The organism is Kitasatospora sp. NEAU-69 (assembly GCF_057158765.1).
In genome coordinates this window covers 137,158-159,717 of sequence record NZ_JBWXUE010000016.1, presented here as the reverse complement: position 1 = coordinate 159,717, position 22,560 = coordinate 137,158, and the positions used below count along the sequence as shown (strand labels likewise).

The window sequence follows — 22,560 nt, the reverse complement described above, 5'->3', positions numbered from 1 at the left end:
CCAGTTTGCCCGCCGAGCGGCGCTGTTCGCTACCGCTCGCCGTGAGTCCAGGTGGCCGATCTGGGGTGCGAATAGCAATTTTGCTAATCCATACGAGCGACTTGCGCAGAGTCTAGACCCAGGTCCATGCTGTCAGTAGCGAGATGCATCCATTGAGTGATCATTTGTCTGCCCGCTCACTGCTCCGCGTCTCCGGCCTGCATGTTTGCAACGGCTTACCCGCATTCGTGACGAGCTGCCACTGGCCGGCCCCCGGCCCGAGTTGGCCGGCTCCGAAGGCGCTGTGTCGCGCCCAGCTCACCCAACACCCATGCTGCAAGGGAGCTTTGTCATGCCCGAAAGGTCAACCAGACCGACTTTCCCCACCGAGCAGGACCACCTCTGGCTGCCGCGAAACCGGCGCTCCCCCGGGCTCGCGCGGCGGCACCTGCGCGCCTTCCTGCTGCGTGTGCACCGTGGTGAACGGTTCGCCGAGGCTGCGGAGTTGCTCGTCAGTGAGCTGGTGACCAACGCGCTGCTGCACGGCACCCAGGCCGGCCAGCTCATCTGGCTCGGGCTGGAGGCGGACCATGAGCGCCTGTGCATCTCGGTCGAGGACGCCTGCGACACCCCGCCCAGGCTCTGCCTCGCCGCCGACGGGCTGTCCGGGCGCGGCCTGTTGCTCGTCGACAAGCTGTCCGAGGAGTGGGGCTGGGGTCCGCGCGACGGTATCGGCAAGCGGGTGTGGTGCACGTGTGCACCGAGCTGACGGTCTACGAGCGGGCCCGTGGTCCCGTGGTGGTGGAGATCGAGGGGATCACGCCCCCTGCACGCTTCGCGCGCCTGCCGGACGCGCTGGCAGCGCTCTGGCAGTCGGTCCGGCTGCTGCCGCTCGACGGGCTTCAACTGACGTTCCTCGACCACTGCCTGACCAATCCGCGCGCCGTGGAACGGGCGATGGAGGAACTGGTGCGCGCGGGCGCCATGACGCTGACCATCCTCCTCCCGGACGGCCGGCACCTGATGACCGTCCGCCCGGCCGGACCGGCCGAGTAGTCACCGACTAGCCCTCGACCAGGTCGAGGGCCCTACGGTCAACCGTCATGGCAACTCTCGACACCACTCACTCCCCCACCCCGCCCGCCCGGCCGGCGCTGCCCCGGCCGTATCTCGTCTGGCTCGCGGGGACGCGGGCCTCAGGGGTCGGTGACGCGGCGCTGGCCTTCGCCCTGGGCTGGGCGGCCAGTGGCTACGGCGGACGGACGGCGGCTCTGGTGCTGACCGCGATCACCGTGCCCCGGACCGTGTTCCTGCTGCTGGGCGGAGCGGTCGCCGATCGTTTCGGCGCCCGGCGCGTGATGATCGTCGGGGATCTGGTGATGCTCGCCGCGGTGCTCGCGCTGGCTGTGACGGGCCGGAGCGCCGGGAGCTCGCCATGGCTGCTGATCACGTTCGCCGCGGTGGTCGGGACGGTCGATGCGTTCTACCTCCCCGCGACCGGGTCGATGCCCCGGCGTCTGGTCGGCAAGGGGCAGCTTCCCCGGGCGCTGGCGCTGCGGCAGGCGGGCATCCAGCTGGCTGCTCTGCTCGGCGCGCCGCTGGGGGCGGTACTGGTGGCGGTGGCAGGGCTGAGCGGGACAGCGCTGGTCGATGCGGCCACCTTCGCCGTCGTCCTGGCCGTGACGATACGGGTCCGCCCGGTCGCCGAGGAGGAGCGCCCAGCCGGCGCGGAGGGCCTGCTCGCGGGGATCGCCGACGGGCTCAGGCTCGCGGCGGGCGATCCGCTCCTGCGGCCCGCACTGGTGCTGGCTGCCACGGCCGCGGGAGGGCTGCTGCCGGTGGTGTCCCTGCTCAGCCCGCTGCTGGCCCGCTCCAGCGGCTGGGGGCCGGGCGCGGCCGGGGTGGTCGCCGCCGGACAGGGAACCGGGATCCTCCTGACGGCGCTGCTGATCTCCCGACTGGGCCCGATGCGGCGGAGCGGGGTCGGAGCGGCCCTCGGTCTCGGGCTCGCGGCCGTGGGGGTCGCCGGGCTCGCGGCGGCCCCGGCCGCCGGGCCGGCGGTCGCCGCGGGAGTGATCGTCGGCGCGGGGTCGGGCGCGTTCGCCTGCCACCTGGGTCCGCTGGTCCTGGCCACCGCCCCAGACACCCACCTTGCCCGGGTCCAGTCACTGCTGACCCTGGTGCAGAGCCTGGCGCTGGTGGTGGCCAACAACGTCCTTGGCGCGCTGGACGATTGGGCCGGGGCCAGGATCGCGATCACCGTCTGCGCGCTGGTCACCTGCGCGGCCGCGATCACCGGGTTGGCCTCGCCCTCGCTCCGGCTGCTGCGGCAGAAGGCGTCCTGAGGACGTATCCAGGGATGCTTCACCGCCCGTCCGCTGCCTCCAGGATCGCGTGGAGGCGGGACAGGCATTCGGTGACGAACTCCGGGTAGCGGCCCCAGTAGTACGACACCCCGCTGACTCCGATCGCGATGGCCCACGCCCGGGCGCGCAGCCAGGTCGCATCGTCGAGGCTCATCGCGTCCCAGTACGCCTGCCGGGCCGCGGCCGGGAGGTCCCACAGCGGTGCGTGCTCGGCGTCGGGGAAGCCGACCGAGAGGCCTCCGAAGTCGATGACCGCGTGCAGCTTTCCGTCCTGGACCAGAAGGTTGGAGGGTTTGAGATCGCCGTGGAGCCACACCTGACGGGCAGATGGCTCGGGCAGGGCGAGCGCGCTCTGCCACATCCGCCGTAGCTGCCGCAGCTGCGCGAGGTCGAGGTCGAGGTCGAGGCCCTCGATGGTCTCGCAGTCGTCGAAGCACCCGCTGATCCACTCGTCGCAGGCACGCAGGCCGGCGCCGCGGTACCAGCTCAGCTCGCCCTGCCGGGTGGCTCCCATCAGGGGGATCGCGTGCAGGCTCTGCACGGCCGTCGCCAGATCAGCCCCGAAGGCGGGCCAGTCGGTCACCGATCCCGGGCCGGGCTCAGCGCCGTCGATCCAGCGGTACACCGACCAGGCGAGCGGGAACGTGGAGCTCGGAGTACCACCGTGCACCGGCTCGGGGATGCGGCAGCGGAGGTGCGGCGCCAGCCGTGGCAGCCAGGTCTGCTCCTTCCGGACGGCCTCCGCGTTGTCCGGGGTGCGCGGCAGCCGCATGAGCAGGTGATCGCCGAGCCGGTACATCCTGTTGTCCGTGCCCGCGCCGGCCGCCGAGATCGGGAGGTCGGCCCACTCCGGTCGCTGCTCCCGCAGGAGCGACCGGACGACCGCCTCGTCCGCACGGATCTCGTTCTCATGAAGTGTCACGGTGAGAGCGTGCTGCCCGGGCTTCCCCGCCGCCACCAATTATTTCCAGCGGATATGCCGCTGCCGCGTGGATTGGTCCCCCGAAGGGGAAATCCACGCGGCAGTGGCATATCGAAAACCGACGGCGATCGGCCTCAGACGGTCAGCCTCGGACAGTCGGCCTCAGACGTTGAAGCCCAGCGCGCGCAGCTGCTCGCGGCCGTCGTCCGTGATCTTGTCCGGGCCCCACGGCGGCATCCAGACCCAGTTGATCCGCAGGTCCTTGACCAGGTCCTCGGTCGCGGTCTTGGCCTGGTCCTCGATGACGTCGGTCAGCGGGCAGGCCGCCGAGGTGAGCGTCATGTCGATGGTGGCCACGTCGTCTTCGTCGATGTGGATGCCGTAGATCAGGCCCAGGTTGACCACGTCGATGCCCAGCTCGGGGTCCACGACGTCCATCAGGGCCTCGGTGAGGTCCTCGACGGAGACGGTGCCCGCGGTGGTGCCGACGATGACGGTCGGACCCTCGGCCGGTGCGGCAGGCGCGGCGGCCGACTCTGCGGCCGCCGGGGTGGCGGCTTCGGTCTCGCTCATGATGAAAGGGTTTCCTTCGGTCTTCGGTTCGTCAGATCGTCAGGTCGTCGACTACGTCGTCGGCTGCTCGGACAGCGCCTTGGCGGTCGCGTCCTTCCAGGCCATCCAGCTGAGCAGCGCGCACTTGACCCGGGCGGGGTACTTGGAGACACCGGCGAACGCGACCGCGTCCTCCAGCACCTCCTCGTCGCCCTCGCCCTGACCCTTGCTCTGCATCAGCTCCAGGAATGCCTCCTGGATCACCTGGGCCTCGCCGACCGGCTTGCCGACCACCAGGTCGTTCAGCACCGAGGCGCTGGCCTGGCTGATCGAGCAGCCCTGCGACTCGTACGAGACGTCGGCGACGATCGCGCCGTCGAGCCGCACCCGCAGCGTGATCTCGTCGCCGCAGGTGGGGTTGACGTGGTGGACCTCGGCGTCGCCGTCCCGCAGCCCCTTGCCGTGCGGGTTGCGGTAGTGGTCCAGGATGATCTCCTGGTACATGGAGTCGAGCTTCATGCCGCCGTCACCCCTCAGCCGAAGAAGTTGCGGACGTGGTGCAGGCCGTCGATCAGCTGGTCCACCTCGCCCGGCGTCGAGTACAGGTAGAACGACGCCCGCGTGGTCGCCGGAACGTTGAACCGCAAGCAGACCGGCCGCGCGCAGTGGTGTCCCACCCGAACCGCGATGCCCTGCTCGTCGAGCACCTGGCCGACGTCGTGCGGGTGGATGTCGCCGAGCACGAAGGAGATCGCCGCGCCGCGGTCAACGGCGTTGCGCGGGCCGATGATCCGAAGATCCGGCACCTCCTGCAGCCGCGCGACCGCGTACTCGGTGATCGCGTGCTCGTGCGCCGCGATCCGCTCCATGCCGACGTTCGACAGGTAGTCGATGGCCGCGCCGAGCCCGACCGCCTGGGCGATCGGCGGGGTGCCGGCCTCGAACTTGTGCGGCGCCGGGGCGTAGGTGGACGAGCCCATGGTGACGGTCTCGATCATCTCGCCGCCACCGAGGAACGGCGGGAGGTCCTCCAGCAGCTCCTGGCGGCCCCAGAGCACGCCGATGCCGGTCGGGGCCAGCATCTTGTGGCCGGTGAAGGCGACGAAGTCGGCCTCCAGCGCCTGCACGTCCAGCACCATGTGCGGGGCGGCCTGCGAGGCGTCGATCAGCACCAGCGCGCCGACGTCCTGCGCGCGGCGGACGATCGTCTCGACCGGGTTGACGGTGCCGAGCAGGTTGGAGACGAGCGTGAACGAGACGATCTTCGTCTTCTCGGTGATCAGCTCGTTGATGTTGGAGAGGTCGAGCCGGCCCTCGTCGGTCAGCCCGAACCACTTCAGCTTCGCGCCGGTGCGCTGCGAGAGCAACTGCCACGGAACGATGTTGGAGTGGTGCTCCATCTCGGTGATGACGATCTCCGCGTCGGCATCGACGCGGTACGGCTCGTCGGCCCAACCGAGCATGTTGGCAACGAGGTTGAGCGACTCCGAGGCGTTCTTGGTGAAGATCACCTCGTCCCGGCTCGGCGCGTTGATGAACGCCGCGACCTTGTCGCGCGCGCCCTCGTACAGCGCCGTGGCCTCCTCCGCCAGCACGTGCACACCGCGGTGCACGTTGGCGTTGTGCTGCTCGTAGTACGCGTTGAGCGCGTCGAGCACCTGGCGGGGCTTCTGCGAGGTGGCCGCGTTGTCCAGGTAGACCAGGGGCTTCCCGTCGTGCAGCACACGCCCGAGCACCGGGAAGTCCTTGCGGATCGCGTCGGTGTCGAGCAGGCCGCTCAGCGTCGAGCCGGGATGGATGATTGTCACTCGGAAGCGCCACCCTTCACGTAAGCCTCGTAGCCCTCGTTCTCCAGCTTGTCGGCCAGCTCGGCGCCACCGGACTCGACGATCCGGCCGGCCGAGAACACGTGAACGTAGTCGGGCTTGATGTACCGCAGGATGCGGGTGTAGTGCGTGACCAGCAGGGTGCCGACCTCACCGGTCGAGCGGACCCGGTTGATGCCCTCGGAGACCTGGCGCAGCGCGTCGACGTCCAGGCCGGAGTCGGTCTCGTCGAGGATCGCGATCTTCGGCTTGAGCAGCTCGAGCTGGAGGATCTCGTGGCGCTTCTTCTCGCCGCCGGAGAAGCCCTCGTTGACGTTGCGCTCGGCGAAGGCCGGGTCCATCTGCAGGGTGGCCATGGCCTCCTTGACCTCCTTCACCCAGAGCCGCAGCTTGGGGGCCTCGCCGCGGACGGCGGTGGCGGCGGTGCGCAGGAAGTTGGAGACCGAGACGCCGGGGACCTCGACCGGGTACTGCATGGCCAGGAAGACGCCGGCGCGGGCGCGCTCGTCCACCGACATGGCCAGCACGTCCTCGCCGTCGAGCAGCACCTCGCCGCTGGTGACGGTGTACTTCGGGTGGCCCGCGAGCGTGTACGCCAGGGTGGACTTGCCGGAGCCGTTGGGGCCCATGATGGCGTGGGTCTCGCCCTGCTTCACGGTCAGATCGACACCGCGCAGGATCTCCTTCTGGGCGTTGTCGGCCTCGACGGAGACGTGCAGGTCACGGATTTCAAGGGTTGCCATGCTCAGGACTCCTGGGTGACGGAGACGAGCACATCGTCCCCTTCGATCTTTACGGGGTAAACGGGAACCGGCTTGGTGGCGGGCAGTCCGGAGGGCTTGCCGCTGCGCAGGTCGAAGCTGGAGCCGTGCAGCCAGCACTCGATCCGGCAGTCCTCGACCTCGCCCTCGGAGAGCGAGACGTTCGCGTGCGAGCAGATGTCGTTGATCGCGAACACCTCGCCCTCGGTGCGCACCACAGCGACCGCGACGCCGTCGAGCTCCACGCGCTTGGGCGTGTCCTCGGACAGGTCGCTCAGCGCGCAGACGCGCAGGAAACTCATGCCACGCCCGCCAGCTCGTCCTCGATCTTCTGCAGCAGCTGGTCGTGCAGCTCGGGGACGCCGATCTGCTGGACCAGCTCGGCGAAGAAGCCGCGCACCACCAGGCGGCGCGCGTCGTCCTGCGGGATGCCGCGGGACTGCAGGTAGAAGAGCTGCTCGTCGTCGAAGCGGCCGGTCGCCGAGGCGTGGCCGGCGCCGACGATCTCGCCGGTCTCGATCTCCAGGTTCGGGATCGAGTCCACCCGGGCGCCGTCGGTGAGCACCAGGTTGCGGTTGTGCTCGTAGGTGTCGGTGCCCTCGGCGGCGGCGCGGATCAGCACGTCGCCGACCCAGACCGCGTGCGCGTCCTTGCCCTGCAGCGCGCCCTTGTAGACCACGTTGGAGCGGCAGTGCGGCGTGTCGTGGTCGATCTGGAGACGGTGCTCCAGGTGCTGGCCGGCGTCCGCGAAGTAGAGGCCGAACAGCTCGGCCTCGCCGCCGGGGGCCGCGTAGGTGACCCGCGGGTGGATCCGCACCAGGTCGCCGCCGAACGTCACAACGACGGACTTCAGCGAGGCGTCCCGGCCGACCAGCGCGGTCTGCTGGACGGCGTGCACCGCGTCCCGCTCCCAGTCCTGGATCGAGACGAAGGTGAGCTTGGCGCCGTCGCCGACCAGCAGCTCGACGTTGGCGGCCCGGGTGCCGGAGCCGGTGTGGTTGATCACGACCACGGCCTCGGCGAACGGCTTGACGTCGATCACCACGTGCGCGAAGCGGGTGCCGCCCTCGCCGCGCACATCGATCTTCACCGGCTCGGTGAGCACCGCGTCCTTGGGGACGGTGACCACCAGCGCCTCCTCGAAGGCGCTGAACGCCTGCGCGGCGACCCGGTCGACCGGCTTGCCGGCCCGCCCGATCCGCTCGTCGTCACGGCCGACGGCATCGGCGGTGACGCCCTCGGGCAGGCTCAGCTCGACCTTGTCCTCGCCCCGCTCGGCGGCGGCGGCCGTGCCGTCGTGCAGGCCGGCCAGGCGGTGCAGCGGGGTGAACCGCCAGTCCTCCTCGCGGCCGGTCGGCACCGGGAAGTCGTTCACGTCGTACGAGGGCTTGACCGCGACGCGGGCGTCGATCGGCTGCTGCACGGTGGCCCGGCCGGTGCCGGGGCCGGCCAGCTGCGCGCCGGCGCCGGCGGTCCCGACCTCGATCGACCCGGCCGTCGTGGAGCCGGTGGTGTTCTGAACGTCAGCCATGGCTGTCGTAGTGCTCTCTTCCTGAAAGGTTGGGTGGGCTGCGGGACGGCTGGCGGGTCAGCCGACCGAGCCCTCCATCTGCAGCTCGATCAGCCGGTTGAGCTCCAGCGCGTACTCCATCGGCAGCTCGCGCGCGATCGGCTCGACGAAGCCACGGACGATCATCGCCATCGCCTCGAACTCGGTCATGCCGCGGCTCATCAGGTAGAAGAGCTGGTCCTCGCTGACCTTGGAGACGGTCGCCTCGTGGCCCATCGACACGTCGTCCTCGCGGACGTCCACGTACGGGTACGTGTCCGAGCGGGAGATCGTGTCGACCAGCAGCGCGTCACAGAGCACGTTGGACTTCGCGCCCTTGGAGCCCTCGCCGATCTCGATCAGACCGCGGTAGGAGGTGCGGCCACCGCCGCGCGCCACCGACTTGGAGACGATGTTGGAGGAGGTGTTCGGCGCCAGGTGCACCATCTTCGCGCCGGCGTCCTGGTGCTGGCCCTCGCCCGCGAACGCGATCGACAGCGTCTCGCCCTTGGCGTGCTCGCCCATCAGGTAGACGGCCGGGTACTTCATGGTGACCTTGGAACCGATGTTGCCGTCGATCCACTCCATGGTCGCGCCCTCGTACGCCACGGCGCGCTTGGTGACCAGGTTGTAGACGTTGTTCGACCAGTTCTGGATCGTCGTGTAGCGGCAGCGGCCGCCCTTCTTGACGATGATCTCGACCACGGCGCTGTGCAGCGAGTCCGAGGAGTAGATCGGCGCGGTGCAGCCCTCGACGTAGTGGACGTAGGCGTCCTCGTCGACGATGATCAGCGTCCGCTCGAACTGGCCCATGTTCTCGGTGTTGATCCGGAAGTAGGCCTGCAGCGGGATGTCCACGTGCACGCCCTTCGGCACGTAGATGAACGAGCCGCCGGACCACACGGCCGTGTTCAGCGCGGCGAACTTGTTGTCGCCGGCCGGGATCACGGTGCCGAAGTACTCCTGGAAGATCTCCGGGTGCTGCTTCAGCGCGGTGTCCGTGTCGAGGAAGATCACGCCCTGCTCCTCCAGGTCCTCACGGATCTGGTGGTAGACGACCTCGGACTCGTACTGCGCGGCGACACCGGCGACCAGGCGCTGCTTCTCGGCCTCCGGGATGCCCAGCTTGTCGTACGTCGCCTTGATGTCGGCGGGCAGGTCCTCCCAGGACTCCGCCTGCTTCTCGGTCGAGCGCACGAAGTACTTGATGTTGTCGAAGTCGATGCCGGTGAGGTCGGAGCCCCAGGTCGGCATGGGCTTCTTGCCGAACAGCTTCAGGCCCTTGAGGCGCAGGTTGAGCATCCACTCCGACTCGGACTTCTTGCCCGAGATGTCGCGGACGACCTCCTCGCTCAGGCCGCGCTTGGCCACCGAGCCGGCCGCGTCGGGGTCCGACCAGCCGTACTCGTAGGTGCCCAGACCTTCGAGCTCCGGGTGGGAAACGGTGTCAGTCATGCGGGTTCCTCCGCGCGGACGCAGTCGGTGTTTCGGTGGTCGTACCGGCAGTCGGCGCTGCACCGGAGCCGTTGCCCGAGCCTTCGCTCGTGGCACTGCCCGAGCCTTCGCTCGCGGCGGGCGACGGTGCGGCACCGGGTGCCGGCACATAGGTGGTGCAGACCCCGTCGCCGTGGGCGATCGTGGCCAGCCGTTGCACATGGGTTCCCAGCAGCTGGGAGAAGACCTCGGTCTCCGCCTCGCAGAGCTGGGGGAACTGCTCGGCGATGTGCGCGACCGGGCAGTGGTGCTGGCAGAGCTGGGCGCCCGCGGGGGCTTTCGCGGCCGCGGACGGCACTCGCCGCACAGTGGCAGCGTACCCGTCGGCACTCAGGGCCTGCGCGAGTGCCTCGGGACGCTGGTCGGCCGCGGCCTGCTCCAGCACGGTGAGGTACTTCTGGCCCTGCTTGCCGAACCTGGCCCGGGCGAACGCGGCGACCGCCTCCTCGCCGGCCTTGCCGCCGCCGACCGCCTCGGCGATCCAGCGCAGCGCGTCGCCGGCGAGCTGGTCGTACGCCTGGTAGAAGGCGTCCCGGCCGGACTCGGTGAGCGCGAAGACCTTGGCCGGGCGGCCGCGGCCGCGGCTGCCGTAGACCCGCTGCTCGCGGGACTCGACCAGACCGGTCGCGAGCAGCCCGTCCAGGTGACGGCGGACGGCCGCGGCGGTCAGCCCGAGCCGGCTCGCCAGGTCGGCGGCCGAGGAGGGCCCGTGGTCCAGGATCGACCGGGCCACCCGGTCACGGGTCGCCCGGTGGCCGTCCAGCAGGACCTCGGCCGAGGTCGCGGGCACCGGGAACTCGGGGGCCGACTCGGCCTCCGGTGCCTGCTGGTGCTCGCGGATGTTTTTCACAACACCATTGTTGCGTAATTGCTTCGGGGCCGACAAGCCGTGATCCACGCCTCAACGGTGGCATCCATCACGCAGGCAAGCCTTACCTGACGGGCCTCGGCGGGGACTTTTACACTTCCCCCTATGCAAACAGACCCCCGGCCGGACCCCGCCGTCGAGATCGCCGGGCTGGTCAAGCGCTATGGCGACAAGACCGCGGTCGACGGCCTCGACCTGCGGATCGAGCGCGGCACCGTCACCGCCGTGCTCGGGCCGAACGGCGCCGGCAAGACCACCACCATCGAGACCTGCGAGGGATACCGCCGTCCGGACGCGGGCACCGTGCGGGTCCTCGGGCTCGACCCGGTCCGCCAGGCCGCCGAGCTGCGGCCCCGGATCGGCGTGATGCTCCAGTCCGGCGGCGTGTACGCCGGCGCCCGCGCCGTCGAAATGCTCCGGCACACCGCCAAGCTGCACGCGCACCCGCTGGACGTGGACGCACTCGTCGAGCGCCTCGGCCTCGGCTCCTGCGGCCGCACGACGTACCGCCGCCTCTCCGGAGGCCAGCAGCAGCGGCTCGCGCTCGCGATGGCCGTGGTCGGCCGCCCCGAGCTGGTCTTCCTGGACGAGCCGACGGCCGGCCTGGACCCGCAGGCCCGCCGGGCCACCTGGGACCTGGTCCGCGACCTGCGCCGGGACGGGGTCACCGTCGTCGTGACGACCCACTACATGGACGAGGCCGAACAGCTCGCCGACGCCGTCAACATCGTCGACCGGGGCCGCGTCATCGCCTCCGGCACCCCCGAGGAGCTCTGCCGCGGCGGCGCCGAGAGCAGCCTGCACTTCGACGGCCCGGCCGGCCTCGACCTCGGCGCGCTCACCAAGGTGCTGCCCGACGGCGCCGCGGCCGTCGAGCTGGCGCCCGGCTCCTACCGGGTCCAGGCCACCCCGATGGACCCGAAGCTGGTCGCAGCCGTCACCGCCTGGTGCGCCGAGGCCGGCGTGCTGCCCGAGAAGCTGACCGTGCAGCGGCGCAGCCTCGAAGACGTCTTCCTCGAACTGACCGGACGGGACCTGCGCTCGTGAGCACTGTCGACTCCACCCCCAAATACACCCCCGACTACACCCCCAAGCCCGGGCCCGCCCCCGTCGGCCGGATGCTGCTCGCACAGACCGCCTTCGAGACGAAGATGCTGCTGCGCAACGGCGAGCAGCTGCTGCTCACCGTGGTGATCCCGACCGTCCTGCTGGTGCTCTTCAGCGCGGTCGACGTCGTCTCGGTCACCGGCCCCGGCAAGCGCGTCGACTTCCTCGCCCCCGGCCTGCTCGCCCTCGCCGTGATGTCCACCGCCTTCACCGGCCAGGCGATCGCCACCGGCTTCGAACGCCGCTACGGCGTCCTCAAGCGCCTCGGCGCCAGCCCGCTGCCCCGCTGGACCCTGCTGACCGCGAAGACCGGCTGCGTCCTGGTCACCGAGGCCCTCCAGGTCGCCCTGCTCTCCGTCATCGCCCTCGCCCTCGGCTGGTCCCCCCACGGCAACCCCCTCGCCGTCGCCCTGCTGCTGATCCTGGGCACCGCCGCCTTCTCCGGCCTCGGCCTCCTGATGGCCGGCACCCTCAAGGCCGAGGCCACCCTGGCCGGCGCGAACCTGGTCTTCATCCTGCTGCTCCTGGCCGGCGGCGTGATCGTCCCGCTCACCAAGTTCCCGGCCGCCGTCCGGTCCGTGCTGGACCTGCTCCCGATCAGCGCCCTCTCGGACGGCCTCCGCTCGGTCCTCCAGACGGGCAGCGGCACGCCGTGGGGCGACCTCGGCATCCTGGCGGTCTGGGCGGTACTGGGGCTGGCCGCGGCGGCGCGCTTCTTCCGCTGGGAGTAAACAGGAACAGAAGCTGATTCAGCGTGGTGAAGGCCGCCGCCTCGATTGGAAGAAATGCCGATCAGAGCTCGACCGGCGTGGCCATCTTGAAGCAGGCCACCTCATATGCGGACAGGCTCCCACTGGATCCGAATTCCAGTGGGAGCCTGTCCGCATATGGCAGCCGGGCGAATCGCCCGCACGCCCTGTCATTCGCCTGAGGTCAGCAGGCGCAGCTTTATTGCACCAAGCTTGCCGTTGATCATTTCACCAAGGCGATCGGCGACCATCTCAGCAGCGGCCCAGCTCAGCTCCCCCACCGTGACCTTCAGTGGGCCGGCAATGAGCCAGCCGGCCTCTGTCGCAATATCCATGGAGACGAGAAACTCGTCACCCTTTCGCCTGATGGTCACACCGATATCGACAGGGTCCACACTGGCGTCATCTCGCCGGGACAGCGAGATGTGCGCATAGAGCACGAATGCCCGGACCTGGTGATGAGATACAACCCCAGCCAGGGCAGGAATCTCTGCGGAGAGGCTCTTCACGCTTGCCTCACAGAGCTCATGGAGTCTCTGTACGACCCTGCTGACAGCAGGACCTTCCATCACGGCACATCCTTCACGATTGAGCTGACATGCCCTTTGCCCCGACTGAGGAATGGCCGTTCTTCAAATAGCGGCTCGGTCGCAAACGCAGAACGGGGCGGGGACCAATGCGGTCCCCGCCCCGTTCGCTTGCCCGTGGAGCAGCTGTGTGCGGGTCAGCTGATCAACTGTTGCTCGATCAGTTGTGACGGCCCGCGCGGCGACGACGGCTCATGAAGACCAGACCGCCACCGAGCAGCACGACCGCCGCACCGATGCCGGCGATCGGGCCGGCCTCGCTGCCGCCGCCGGTGAAGGCGAGCGATGCGCCGGTCGCCGACGGGGTCGGCTTGGCCGCAGCCGTGGTGGGCACGGTCGAGGTCAACGCCGCCTGGGTCGGGCCCGGGGTGGTGGGCGCCGGGGCGGTCGGCGACGGAGACGTGCTGGTCGACGTGCTCGGGCTCGACGACGGGGAGGTGCTGGCCGACGTGCTCGGGCGCGGCGACGGGGACGGCGAGGTGCTCGTCGAGGTGCTCGGGCTCGGCGACGGAGACGTGCTCGTCGACGTGCTGGGCGACGGCGACGGGGAGGTGCTCGTCGACGTGCTCGGGCTCGGGGTGGGCGTCGGGGTCGGCGTCGGGCACGGCGCGTCCGGCGTCACCGTCCACGTACCGCTCCACGGCGGGTTGTGAGTCCCGTTCGGGTCGTCCTTCGTCCAGACCTGGACGGTGACCTTCGCGGTGGGCGAAGCGGGGAAGGTCTTCGGTCCGTAAACACCGGAGAAGCCCTGGTGGTTGACGACGTTCTGCCCGTCGATCGTCACCGTGACCCAGTTGGACTCGATGCCGTCCGGGTAGTAGTGCAGGTCGACACTGAGCGTGGTGCAGTCCCGGTGGAAGACCTGGTCGTGCGCCGAGGCGCTGGTCGCCAGCGCTCCGGTGGCGACCACTGCGAGCGCTGTGGCCCCGACGAGGGTGCGGCCCGATATCCGCCTCTGTCGCGCCATATCATGATTCCTTCCGAATTGGGCTGTGCAGCCTGGTCGTTCCGGTGATCTGTGAGCGACCGGCTACACCTGGTTCGGGGGACTCTACCGGCACTCGCACCCCTTACCACCCCCGCGGAACGGCCGGATCTGGCCTGGCCGCCGCGCAATTCACGTGCTGGCACCGCAGATCATGCCTCTCACCTCCGGGAACGGCCGTTCTCCGGAGGAGAGTTGTCTTCCTCACAATCCCATAGTCAAGTCGACTCGGACTGATCAAAACCGATCAGCCGGGGCCCTGATCAGGACTTTTGAATGAACATCAGCCCTTTCGGGCAGCCCGCCGCCGAGTCGCGAGCACGATGCAGCCGCCCGCGACCAGCACCAGCACGCCACCGATCGTCAGCGGAATCACGCCGTTCGCGCCGGTGAAGGCCAGCCCGCCGTGCGGGGCAGCGGAGGCACTCGGGGTTGCCGAGGCGGGGGCGCTCGCACTCGGCGCCAGGGCGCTCGTGGTGCTGGACGGCGTGCGTGAGGCGGCAGGCGCCGGGCTGGTCGGCGCCGGGTGGGTGGTCGGGGCACCGGGCGAGCTGCTCACGGCCACTGGAACGACCGAGGCGCTCGCGGACGGAGCGGGAGCGGACGGCGAGCCGGTGGCCGAAGTGCTGGACGGCGCGCTGGCCGAGGCAGAGGCAGAGACCGACGCCGACGGCGTGCCCGGCGTCAGCGCCGGCAGGCAGGCGGTGAACGGGTAGTGGTGGGTCTCCGCTCCCCCGCTGCCGGTCAGCGAGTGCACGATGACCGAGCCGTTGACCGGGCCGCCGGTGCCCAGGTCCAGGGCGGCGTTCGGGGCGAGGATGCTGCCGGCCCAGGCGAGCGCGCTGTTCTTGACGACCGTGGTCGCGGTCGGGAAGTTCCACAGCAGCGAGGCCCGGACGGCGCCGCCGTCGGCGCTCTGCAGCTTGTCGTCCTCGACGTACGCCTGCGTGCCGTGGTCCCAGAGCCAGACCGAGGTGGTGCCGGCCGCCCGGGAGTCGTAGCCGTCGCCGGTCACGTTGACCACCGCGACCGCGCCGGCCGGGAGCTTCAGCTGGATCGCCCTGGCGCCCTGCAGCTGCGCCGCGCCGACCGTGAAGCTGTTGTAGCCGGCGGCCGTCGCGGTCAGCGTGAGGGTGGCGCCCGCGCCGCTGCCGCTCGCCGTGACCGAGGTGCCGGGGGTCGCACCCTGCGCGGCCAGCGCGGCGGAGAGGCCGCGCAGCCTCGCGAACTCGGCAGCGAAGTCGATCGGCGAGCTGCCGTGCGCGACCGTGCCGGCGTGGCCCTCCAGCCGGCCGGTGCCGCGCTTCTGCCCGGCGTAGACGCCATTGCCCTTCATCACCTCGGTGTTGCCGGAGCCGACGTTGACGTCACCGCCGACCACCAGTGCGTCGCCGCCGGGCAGCGCGCCGACCTGGTCGGCCGTCAGCTCCTGGCCGACGCTGAAGCCGTGGCTGAAGTCGGCGTTGCCACCGACCGCGACCGCGCCCTCGGCGTCCGGCGAGTGGCTGTCGTCGGCCTCGACGAACTCGCCGTAGTGGTCGGCCGCGCCGAAGCTCTGGCACTGCGGGGAGGTCGGGGCGGCGAGGGCGGCCGGCGCGGCGAACGCGCCCAGGGCGAGCGAACCGCCGAGCGCGAGGGCCGCGGCGGAGACAGATATGCGCATGCGGCGCACTCTTCCGGTGATCACCAGAAGTGGTCAAGACCAATGTCCGCTATGACGACAACCTGCCGATATGCCGCGATAACCCGGGTATGCGATGAACGCCCGGACCATCCGCCCACCCCCCGATGCCGCCCCCGCCGCAAGATCGCCTGTATGGCGACCTACGATGGTTGCCGTGCGTACCCCCTTCTCCCTGCTCGCCGAACGCTGGCACCCGTCCCCCACCATGGTGCGGCGCGCCGCGCTGAGCGCGCTGGTGATGAGCATCGTCATCGTGGTGACCGGCGGCGCGGTCCGGCTCACCGGCTCCGGGCTCGGTTGCAGCACCTGGCCGACCTGCACCTCCGCAAGCCTGACGCCGACGCCCGCGATGGGCGTGCACGGCATCATCGAGTTCACCAACCGGATGCTGACGTACGTGCTCTGCGCGGCCGTCGGCTGGACGATCCTGGCGGCCCGCTGCGCTCCGCAGTGGCGTCGCAGCCTGACCCGGCTCGGCTGGGCGCAGTTCTGGGTCGTGATGAGCAACGCCGTGCTCGGCGGGATCACCGTGCTGGCCGGGCTCAACCCCTACATCGTCGCCTGCCACATGCTCGCGGCGCTCGCGCTGGTCTGGGTGGCCGTGCTGACCTGGGAGCGCGCCAAGGAGGGCGACGGCCCGCCCCGGCCGCTGGTCGCCGAGCCACTGCGCAAGCTCTCCTACGTGCTGGTCGCGGCGACCGGTGCGCTGGTGGTCGCCGGCACCCTGGTGACCGGCGCCGGGCACCACCCGGGCGACTCCAGCGACGTGCCGCGGATCGCGATCAACTACGACCGCCTCGCCCAGGTGCACGCCGACTTCGCGTTCGTCACGGTCGGGCTCTCGCTCGCGGTCATCTTCACGCTGGCCGCCGTGAAGGCGCCGGCGGCCGCGCGGGCCCGGGGCCGGGAGCTGTTCCTGGTGCTGCTGGCCCAGGCCGTGATCGGGTACGTGCAGTACTTCACCGACGTGCCGGAGCTGCTGGTCGGCATCCACATGCTCGGCGCCACGCTGACCTGGATCGCCGCGCTGCGGATCCCGCTCGCGCTGCGCACCCGGGACGAGGCGGAGCAGCCGGCCGACGTCCCGACGCCGACACCCGAGGCCGCCACCGTCTGACGGCCGTCCACGCGGGACGCGTAGGACGAAGGCACGTACGACGAAGGCGCGTACGGCAAAGGCCCCGACCCCCACCGCACCCGGGGAGTCAGGGCCTTCGTCGTACCGGCGACCGAGCTGCACCCGGCCGCCGAGCTCAACCGCCGATCTGGATGCCCGCCATCCGCTTCCACTCGTACGAACCGGTTCGCACCTTGAGCGCGAGCTCGCCCTCGAAGGAGTCGTGCAGCGTCACCCCGGCCAGCTCGGCGGCCCGGCGGCCGACGGCGTAGTTCGGGGCCACCTGGTCGCCCCAGGCGCCGTCCTGGCCGACCACGACGATCCGGGTGGCGACCCGGCCGACATACTCCACCACGCCGTCCGCGCTGCCGCCGTGCTGCTTGGCGAAGGCGGTCAGGTTCTTGGCGATGCGCTTGGCGCGGCGCTCGGTGCGGGCGTCCACGACGGGGGCGAGGGTCTCTGCGCTGCTCATGCCCGCATGCTACCCACGGGTAGCGGAGCTGGCGACGCCAGGGCGGTGTGCCGCGGGCCACAACCGCCCCACCCACCCCCTACGCTCGACGGCGTGACTTTCCATGGCTGGCCCGCCGAGGCCCTCGACTTCTACGCGGGCCTGGAGACGGACAACTCCAAGAGCTACTGGACCGCCCACAAGGCGCGCTACGAGGAGGCGGTGCACGCCCCGGCCGCCGAGCTGCTCGAAGAGCTCGCCACCGAGTTCGGCGACGAGTTCGGCGAGGGCAAGATCTTCCGCCCGTACCGGGACGTGCGGTTCAGCGCCGACAAGACGCCGTACAAGACCCACCTCGGCGCGGTGCTGGAGCGCGGCGGCTACATCCAGCTCTCGGCGAGCGGGCTGGCCTGCGCGACCGGGATGTACCGGATGGCGCCCGACCAGCTGCAGCGCTACCGGGAGGCGGTGGCCGAGGACGTCACCGGGCAGGAGCTGGAACGGGTGATCGCGAAGCTCACCAGGGCCGGCCTCGACGTGCACGGCGTGGACTCGCTGAAGAGCGCCCCGCGCGGCTACCCGAAGGACCACCCGCGGATCGCGCTGCTGCGCCACAAGGGGCTGATCAGCTGGCAGGACTGGCCGGTGGAGGCCTGGCTGGGCACCGCTGCGGCGAAACGGAAGATCGTCACGTTCCTGCGCGCCGCCCGCCCACTACAGGACTGGCTCGGCACCCGAGTGGGGCCGAGCCAGCTGTCACACGACTAAAGCAGTAGTACTACGTCACTTGCGACGAGTCACTTGCCGATGAACGGATCCACCGCGATCGCCACCATGAGCAGCGTCAGGTACGTGATGGACCAGTGGAAGAGCCGCATCTCCTTGAGCTTGGCGCCGACCACGCCCGCCTTGGCGCGCGCGTGCAGGCCGTGCGCCTCCTTCAGCCAGAACGCGCCGAGCACGACCGCGCTGACCGGGTAGAGCCAGCTGGTGTGCGCGAGCGGCCACAGCGCCAGCGAGACCGCCACCATGATCCACGAGTAGGCGACGATCTGGCGGGCCACCGCCAGGTTGCCCTTGGTCACCGGCAGCATCGGGATGCCGGCCTTCTCGTAGTCCTCGCGGACCTTCATCGAGAGCGGCCAGTAGTGCGGCGGCGTCCAGAAGAAGATCACCAGGAAGAGCACCAGCGGCGCCCAGTCCAGCGAGTTGCGCACCGCGGCCCAGCCGACCAGCACCGGCATGCAGCCGGCGATGCCGCCCCAGACGATGTTCTGCGCGGTGCGCCGCTTCAGCCCGAGCGTGTAGACGAAGACGTAGAAGAGGTACCCGGCCAGCGCCAGTCCGGAGGCCAGCCAGTTCACCAGCAGGCCGAGCCAGACCGTGGAGACGACGCCCAGCGCGATCCCGAAGACCATGGCCTCGCGCGGCGAGACCATGCCGGTGACCAGCGGCCGCCGCTCGGTGCGGCTCATCACCGCGTCGATGTCGCGGTCGATGTACATGTTCAGCGCGTTCGCGCCGCCCGCGGAGAGGTACCCCCCGATGACGACCGCCAGCACGCGCCACAGGTCGGGCACCCCACGCTGGGCCAGGAACATCACCGGCACCGTGCTCATCAGCAGCAGTTCGATGATCCGAGGCTTGGTCAGTGCGACAAATGCCCCGACACGGGCCCCGAACGGCCGGTGCGCGGGGGTCGTCCCGAGGACCCCGGCGGGGCGGGATTCGACGGCGGTCACGAACACCCCAACTGAAGATGAATTCTCGCAGGCGCCCCGGCTCCGATACTTCGTGAATCCGTTCACGCTGCGCGTACCACGCCACCTTAGACGGTGCATATCTCCCGATCCGCCTCGGGGTCCGCTGACGGGGCCGGGCCGCACTCCCGCGGGTGAACTGCCTGGCCCGCGCCCTGCCCACCGGAACGCGGCCGGGGACAAATCGGGCCAAGGTGGTACCGGCGCACAACGGCGCACAGGCCACCGCACTGCACACAGTACGGACCGGAAGCGAAGGTCGATCCTTCCTGTTAGCCCAGTACGGAAGGTGTGCGGCGACCCGGACGGTAGGCTCCTCGGAGAAGCGGGATCAACCCTCCGTGACCGGCAATACCGAACTACCGTCAGGACCACAGTGACGTGGCCGACCCGGTCCCCTTCACGGGGTGACACTTCAATACGGAAGGAGCCCTGAGAAGGGTGAGCACCACGCCGACGAACGCAATCGAGTGGACCGATCTGGACCAGCGGACGGTGGACACCGCCCGCGTCCTGGCCATGGACGCCGTGCAGAAGGTCGGGAACGGGCACCCCGGGACCGCGATGGCCCTGGCCCCGGCGGCCTACCTCATCTTCCAGCGTTTCCTGCGGCACGACCCGACCGACCCGAACTGGGTCGGTCGCGACCGTTTCGTGCTGTCCCCCGGGCACACCAGCATGACCCTGTACACCCAGCTCTTCCTCTCGGGCTACGGCCTCGAGCTGGACGACCTGAAGTCGTTCCGGGTCCACGGCAGCCGCACCCCCGGCCACCCCGAGCACGGCCACACCGCCGGCGTCGAGACCACCACCGGTCCGCTCGGCCAGGGCATCGCGAACGCGGTCGGCATGGCGATGGCCTCCCGCTACGAGCGCGGCCTGTTCGACGCCGAGGCGCCGCACGGCGAGTCGCCGTTCGACCACACCATCTGGGCCATCGTCTCCGACGGTGACCTGGAGGAGGGCATCTCGGCCGAGGCGTCCTCGCTGGCCGGTCACCAGAAGCTCGGCAACCTGGTCGCGCTGTACGACGACAACCACATCTCGATCGAGGGCAACACGCAGACCGCCTTCTCCGAGGACGTGCTGCACCGCTACGAGGCGTACGGCTGGCACGTCCAGCGGGTCACCCCGAAGGACAACGGCGACATCGACGTGCGGGCGCTGGCCGCCGCGCTGGCCGCCGCCAAGGCCGAGACCTCGCGTCCGTCCATGATCGCGATGCGCACGATCATCGCCTGGCCGGCCCCGGACGCGCAGAACACCGCCAAGGCGCACGGCTCGGCGCTCGGTGCGGCCGAGATCGCGGCCACCAAGAAGGTGCTGGGCTTCGACCCGGAGCGCACCTTCGAGGTCTCCGAGGAGGTGCTCAGCCACGCCCGCCAGGTGATCCAGCGCGGCAAGGCCACCCGCGCCGAGTGGGAGCAGACCTTCGCCGCGTGGCGCGCCGCGGACGCCTCGCGCGCCGCCGAGTTCGACCGGATCCAGGCCGGCGAGCTGCCGAACGGCTGGAAGAAGGAGCTGCCGGTCTTCCCCGCCGGCAAGGAGGTCGCCACCCGCAAGGCCAGTGGCGAGACGCTCAAGGCGCTCGGCGCGGTGATCCCGGAGCTGTGGGGCGGCTCGGCCGACCTCGCGGAGTCGAACCTCACCACGATCGACGAGACCAGCTCGTTCCTGCCCGAGGGCAACCCGCTCAAGGGCGCCAGCCCGTACGGCCGCACGATCCACTTCGGGATCCGCGAGCACGCCATGGGCTCGACCATGAACGGCATCGCGCTGCACGGCAAGACGCGCGTGTACGGCGGCACCTTCCTGGTCTTCGCCGACTACATGCGCCCGGCCGTGCGCCTGGCCGCGCTGATGAAGCTGCCGGTCACCTACGTCTGGACGCACGACTCGATCGGCCTGGGCGAGGACGGCCCGACCCACCAGCCGGTCGAGCACATGGCCGCGCTGCGGGCGATCCCGGGCCTGTCGATGGTCCGCCCGGCCGACGCGAACGAGACCGCCGTCGCCTGGCGCACCATCCTGGAGCGGCACACCGTGCACCCGGGCCCGGTCGGCCTGGCGCTCACCCGGCAGAACGTGCCGACCTGGGACCGCGAGGTCTTCGGCTCCGCCGAGGGCACCGCGAAGGGTGGCTACATCCTGGCCGAGGCGTCCGACAACGCCCCGCAGGTGATCCTGATCGGCACCGGCTCCGAGGTGCAGCTCGCGATGAAGGCGCGCGAGACCCTGGAGTCGGAGGGCATCCCGACCCGGGTGGTCTCGATGCCGTCGGTCGAGTGGTTCAACGAGCAGGACCAGGCGTACCGCGACCACGTGCTGGCGCCCACCGTGAAGGCGCGGGTCTCGGTCGAGGCCGGCATCGCCCAGGGCTGGCGCGAGTTCGTCGGCGACCACGGCCAGATCGTCAGCCTGGAGCACTTCGGTGCCTCGGCCGACTACCAGGTGCTGTACCAGGAGTTCGGCATCACCGCCGAGGCCGTGGCGCACGCCGCGCACAAGTCGCTGCGCTCGCTGGAAGCCGTCAACCGCTAGTACCCCCGCCGCGCGGCCGACGCCACCGCCGGCCGCGCGGCTCCTCCCGCTTCCTGAAGTACCGATATCCCGTAAGGACTGAGCAGTATGACTGACGCACTGAAGCGCCTCAGCGACGAAGGCGTGGCGATCTGGCTGGACGACCTCAGCCGCACCCGGCTGAACTCCGGCAACCTGGCCGAGCTCGTTCAGACCAAGCACGTGGTGGGCGTCACCACCAACCCCACGATCTTCCAGAAGGCGATCGCCGGCAGCGGCGACTCCTCCTACGACGGCCAGCTGCGCGACCTGGCGGTGCGCAAGGTCACCACCGACGAGGCGATCCGCATGATCACCACCTCGGACGTGCGCGACGCCGCCGACGTGCTGCGCCCGGTCTACGACGCGAGCAACGGCCGTGACGGCCGGGTCTCGATCGAGGTCGACCCGCGCCTGGCCCACCAGAGTGCGCCGACGGTCGCCGAGGCCAAGCAGCTGTGGTGGCTGGTGGACCGCCCGAACATCTTCATCAAGATCCCGGCCACCAAGGCCGGTCTGCCCGCGATCTGCGAGGTGATCGGCCGCGGGATCAGCGTCAACGTCACGCTGATCTTCTCGCTGGACCGCTACAAGGCCGTCATGGACGCGTTCCTGACCGGCCTGGAGCAGGCCAAGGCGAAGGGCATCGACCTCTCCTCGATCGAGTCGGTCGCCTCCTTCTTCGTCTCCCGCGTGGACACCGAGATCGACAAGCGGCTCAACGCGATCGGCACCGACGAGGCCAAGGCGCTGCGCTCCAAGGCCGCCCTGGCCAACGCCCGCCTCGCCTACCAGGCGTACGAGGAGGTCTTCGGCTCGGTGGACGGCAAGAAGCCGGCCGGCGAGCGCTGGAAGGCCCTGGAGGCGGCCGGCGCCAAGCCGCAGCGCCCGCTCTGGGCGTCCACCGGTGTCAAGGACCCGGCCCTGCCGGACACCCTGTACGTGACCGAGCTGGTCGCGCCCGGCACCGTCAACACCATGCCCGAGGCCACCCTGGACGCCACCGGCGACCACGGCCAGGTCACCGGCGACACCATCACGGTCAACTACGAGGACGCCCAGGGCGTGCTCGACGCGCTGGCCGCGGTCGGCGTGGACTACGACGACGTCGTGCAGGTCCTGGAGGACGAGGGCGTCAGCAAGTTCGAGATCTCCTGGCAGGAGCTGCTCGACACCGTCACCGCCTCGCTGGCCTCCTTCGCCGCCGACGCCAACTGACACCTGCTCACACGACGCACTGAAGC

General features: G+C 70.4%; 23 protein-coding genes. 10 read left to right on the top strand and 13 right to left on the bottom strand.

The genetic code is table 11. The annotated features are described in order from the left end of the window. The first annotated feature begins 331 nt into the window (after nt 1–331). From AC060L_RS20450 to AC060L_RS20440, 3 genes are read left to right on the top strand one after another with little or no spacing between them, the layout of a single operon-like run. Nucleotides 332–748, top strand: coding sequence for an ATP-binding protein (locus AC060L_RS20450; protein ID WP_483800256.1), 417 nt, complete (start codon nt 332–334; stop codon nt 746–748). After that, complete coding sequence (locus AC060L_RS20445) at nt 733–1,035, top strand: hypothetical protein (protein WP_483800255.1); 303 nt, start codon at nt 733–735, stop codon at nt 1,033–1,035. The genes AC060L_RS20450 and AC060L_RS20445 overlap by 16 nt, the downstream gene beginning before the upstream one ends. 47 nt (nt 1,036–1,082) lie before the next feature. Beyond that, nucleotides 1,083–2,324, top strand: a complete 1,242-nt coding sequence (locus AC060L_RS20440; RefSeq protein ID WP_483800254.1) for an MFS transporter — start codon at nt 1,083–1,085, stop codon at nt 2,322–2,324. 19 nt (nt 2,325–2,343) lie between these two features. Here AC060L_RS20440 and AC060L_RS20435 read toward each other — a convergent pair whose 3' ends face one another. The 9 genes from AC060L_RS20435 to AC060L_RS20395 all read right to left on the bottom strand — a co-directional run bounded on the left by AC060L_RS20435 (nt 2,344) and on the right by AC060L_RS20395 (nt 10,299). Beyond that, nucleotides 2,344–3,267, bottom strand: coding sequence for an aminoglycoside phosphotransferase family protein (locus tag AC060L_RS20435; RefSeq protein WP_483800253.1), 924 nt, complete (start codon nt 3,265–3,267; stop codon nt 2,344–2,346). Between the two features lie 162 nt (nt 3,268–3,429). After that, entirely contained in the window at nt 3,430–3,840 is a 411-nt protein-coding gene (locus tag AC060L_RS20430) for a metal-sulfur cluster assembly factor (RefSeq protein WP_483800252.1), read from the bottom strand. Nucleotides 3,841–3,891: 51 nt separating this feature from the next. Then, nucleotides 3,892–4,338 (bottom strand): Fe-S cluster assembly sulfur transfer protein SufU, encoded by a 447-nt coding sequence (gene sufU, locus AC060L_RS20425; RefSeq protein ID WP_483800251.1) that lies wholly within the window; start codon nt 4,336–4,338, stop codon nt 3,892–3,894. A 14-nt stretch (nt 4,339–4,352) separates the two neighbouring features. Continuing rightward, nucleotides 4,353–5,618, bottom strand: coding sequence for a cysteine desulfurase (locus AC060L_RS20420; RefSeq protein WP_483800307.1), 1,266 nt, complete (start codon nt 5,616–5,618; stop codon nt 4,353–4,355). 5 nt (nt 5,619–5,623) lie between these two features. Beyond that, nucleotides 5,624–6,388, bottom strand: a complete 765-nt coding sequence (gene sufC / locus AC060L_RS20415) for a Fe-S cluster assembly ATPase SufC (RefSeq protein ID WP_483800250.1) — start codon at nt 6,386–6,388, stop codon at nt 5,624–5,626. A gap of 2 nt (nt 6,389–6,390) precedes the next feature. Next, on the bottom strand, nt 6,391–6,708 hold the full coding sequence (locus AC060L_RS20410; RefSeq protein ID WP_483800249.1) for a bifunctional 3-phenylpropionate/cinnamic acid dioxygenase ferredoxin subunit: 318 nt from the start codon (nt 6,706–6,708) through the stop codon (nt 6,391–6,393). Continuing rightward, a complete protein-coding gene (gene sufD / locus AC060L_RS20405) occupies nt 6,705–7,937 on the bottom strand; it encodes a Fe-S cluster assembly protein SufD (RefSeq protein ID WP_483800248.1) in 1,233 nt (410 codons plus the stop codon). Before sufD ends, AC060L_RS20410 begins: the two co-directional genes overlap by 4 nt. Before the next feature lie 57 nt (nt 7,938–7,994). After that, entirely contained in the window at nt 7,995–9,410 is a 1,416-nt protein-coding gene (gene sufB, locus AC060L_RS20400) for a Fe-S cluster assembly protein SufB (RefSeq protein ID WP_483800247.1), read from the bottom strand. Next, a complete protein-coding gene (locus AC060L_RS20395; protein WP_483800246.1) occupies nt 9,403–10,299 on the bottom strand; it encodes a helix-turn-helix transcriptional regulator in 897 nt (298 codons plus the stop codon). Before AC060L_RS20395 ends, sufB begins: the two co-directional genes overlap by 8 nt. A gap of 123 nt (nt 10,300–10,422) precedes the next feature. Here AC060L_RS20395 and AC060L_RS20390 point away from each other — a divergent pair, with 123 nt between their 5' ends. Together AC060L_RS20390 and AC060L_RS20385 are read left to right on the top strand one after the other, a co-directional pair. Continuing rightward, nucleotides 10,423–11,364 (top strand): ABC transporter ATP-binding protein, encoded by a 942-nt coding sequence (locus AC060L_RS20390; RefSeq protein WP_483800245.1) that lies wholly within the window; start codon nt 10,423–10,425, stop codon nt 11,362–11,364. A 71-nt stretch (nt 11,365–11,435) separates the two neighbouring features. Further along, nucleotides 11,436–12,155 (top strand): ABC transporter permease, encoded by a 720-nt coding sequence (locus AC060L_RS20385; RefSeq protein WP_483800306.1) that lies wholly within the window; start codon nt 11,436–11,438, stop codon nt 12,153–12,155. Nucleotides 12,156–12,343: 188 nt separating this feature from the next. Here AC060L_RS20385 and AC060L_RS20380 read toward each other — a convergent pair whose 3' ends face one another. Then, nucleotides 12,344–12,682, bottom strand: coding sequence for a hypothetical protein (locus tag AC060L_RS20380; RefSeq protein WP_483800244.1), 339 nt, complete (start codon nt 12,680–12,682; stop codon nt 12,344–12,346). 272 nt (nt 12,683–12,954) lie between these two features. Here AC060L_RS20380 and AC060L_RS20375 point away from each other — a divergent pair, with 272 nt between their 5' ends. Continuing rightward, complete coding sequence (locus tag AC060L_RS20375) at nt 12,955–13,413, top strand: hypothetical protein (RefSeq protein WP_483800243.1); 459 nt, start codon at nt 12,955–12,957, stop codon at nt 13,411–13,413. Between the two features lie 615 nt (nt 13,414–14,028). Here the strand turns inward: AC060L_RS20375 and AC060L_RS20370 are convergent. Beyond that, a complete protein-coding gene (locus AC060L_RS20370; protein WP_483800242.1) occupies nt 14,029–15,408 on the bottom strand; it encodes a choice-of-anchor A family protein in 1,380 nt (459 codons plus the stop codon). 166 nt (nt 15,409–15,574) lie between these two features. Here AC060L_RS20370 and AC060L_RS20365 point away from each other — a divergent pair, with 166 nt between their 5' ends. Then, nucleotides 15,575–16,546 carry a COX15/CtaA family protein gene (locus AC060L_RS20365; RefSeq protein ID WP_483800241.1) on the top strand — a complete coding sequence of 324 codons (972 nt, stop codon included), beginning with the start codon at nt 15,575–15,577 and terminating at the stop codon, nt 16,544–16,546. Nucleotides 16,547–16,682: 136 nt separating this feature from the next. On the opposite strand, the gene AC060L_RS20360 is transcribed toward AC060L_RS20365, so the two are convergent. Next, nucleotides 16,683–17,018 (bottom strand): hypothetical protein, encoded by a 336-nt coding sequence (locus AC060L_RS20360; protein ID WP_483800240.1) that lies wholly within the window; start codon nt 17,016–17,018, stop codon nt 16,683–16,685. Between the two features lie 93 nt (nt 17,019–17,111). Here AC060L_RS20360 and AC060L_RS20355 point away from each other — a divergent pair, with 93 nt between their 5' ends. Beyond that, nucleotides 17,112–17,765: a DUF2461 domain-containing protein gene (locus AC060L_RS20355; protein ID WP_483800239.1), complete on the top strand. Its 654-nt coding sequence runs from the start codon at nt 17,112–17,114 to the stop codon at nt 17,763–17,765. Nucleotides 17,766–17,794: 29 nt separating this feature from the next. Here AC060L_RS20355 and AC060L_RS20350 read toward each other — a convergent pair whose 3' ends face one another. Next, a complete protein-coding gene (locus tag AC060L_RS20350) occupies nt 17,795–18,745 on the bottom strand; it encodes a heme o synthase (protein WP_483800238.1) in 951 nt (316 codons plus the stop codon). A gap of 453 nt (nt 18,746–19,198) precedes the next feature. Between AC060L_RS20350 and tkt the strand changes: the two genes are divergently transcribed. After that, complete coding sequence (gene tkt / locus AC060L_RS20345) at nt 19,199–21,298, top strand: transketolase (RefSeq protein WP_483800237.1); 2,100 nt, start codon at nt 19,199–19,201, stop codon at nt 21,296–21,298. 87 nt (nt 21,299–21,385) lie between these two features. Next, nucleotides 21,386–22,534: a transaldolase gene (tal, locus tag AC060L_RS20340; RefSeq protein ID WP_483800236.1), complete on the top strand. Its 1,149-nt coding sequence runs from the start codon at nt 21,386–21,388 to the stop codon at nt 22,532–22,534. The last annotated feature ends 26 nt before the right edge of the window (nt 22,535–22,560 follow it).

What these genes read in the sequence shown, in the direction of transcription:
- AC060L_RS20450 (WP_483800256.1), top strand. Translation starts at nt 332, where the DNA reads ATGCCCGAAAGGTCAACCAGACCGACTTTCCCCACCGAGCAGGACCAC.
- AC060L_RS20440 (WP_483800254.1), top strand. Translation starts at nt 1,083, where the DNA reads ATGGCAACTCTCGACACCACTCACTCCCCCACCCCGCCCGCCCGGCCG.
- AC060L_RS20430 (WP_483800252.1), bottom strand. Translation starts at nt 3,840, where the DNA reads ATGAGCGAGACCGAAGCCGCCACCCCGGCGGCCGCAGAGTCGGCCGCC.
- sufU (WP_483800251.1), bottom strand. Translation starts at nt 4,338, where the DNA reads ATGAAGCTCGACTCCATGTACCAGGAGATCATCCTGGACCACTACCGC.
- sufC (WP_483800250.1), bottom strand. Translation starts at nt 6,388, where the DNA reads ATGGCAACCCTTGAAATCCGTGACCTGCACGTCTCCGTCGAGGCCGAC.
- AC060L_RS20410 (WP_483800249.1), bottom strand. Translation starts at nt 6,708, where the DNA reads ATGAGTTTCCTGCGCGTCTGCGCGCTGAGCGACCTGTCCGAGGACACG.
- sufD (WP_483800248.1), bottom strand. Translation starts at nt 7,937, where the DNA reads ATGGCTGACGTTCAGAACACCACCGGCTCCACGACGGCCGGGTCGATC.
- sufB (WP_483800247.1), bottom strand. Translation starts at nt 9,410, where the DNA reads ATGACTGACACCGTTTCCCACCCGGAGCTCGAAGGTCTGGGCACCTAC.
- AC060L_RS20390 (WP_483800245.1), top strand. Translation starts at nt 10,423, where the DNA reads ATGCAAACAGACCCCCGGCCGGACCCCGCCGTCGAGATCGCCGGGCTG.
- AC060L_RS20385 (WP_483800306.1), top strand. Translation starts at nt 11,436, where the DNA reads ATGCTGCTCGCACAGACCGCCTTCGAGACGAAGATGCTGCTGCGCAAC.
- AC060L_RS20375 (WP_483800243.1), top strand. Translation starts at nt 12,955, where the DNA reads ATGAAGACCAGACCGCCACCGAGCAGCACGACCGCCGCACCGATGCCG.
- AC060L_RS20370 (WP_483800242.1), bottom strand. Translation starts at nt 15,408, where the DNA reads ATGCGCATATCTGTCTCCGCCGCGGCCCTCGCGCTCGGCGGTTCGCTC.
- AC060L_RS20365 (WP_483800241.1), top strand. Translation starts at nt 15,575, where the DNA reads ATGGTTGCCGTGCGTACCCCCTTCTCCCTGCTCGCCGAACGCTGGCAC.
- AC060L_RS20360 (WP_483800240.1), bottom strand. Translation starts at nt 17,018, where the DNA reads ATGAGCAGCGCAGAGACCCTCGCCCCCGTCGTGGACGCCCGCACCGAG.
- tal (WP_483800236.1), top strand. Translation starts at nt 21,386, where the DNA reads ATGACTGACGCACTGAAGCGCCTCAGCGACGAAGGCGTGGCGATCTGG.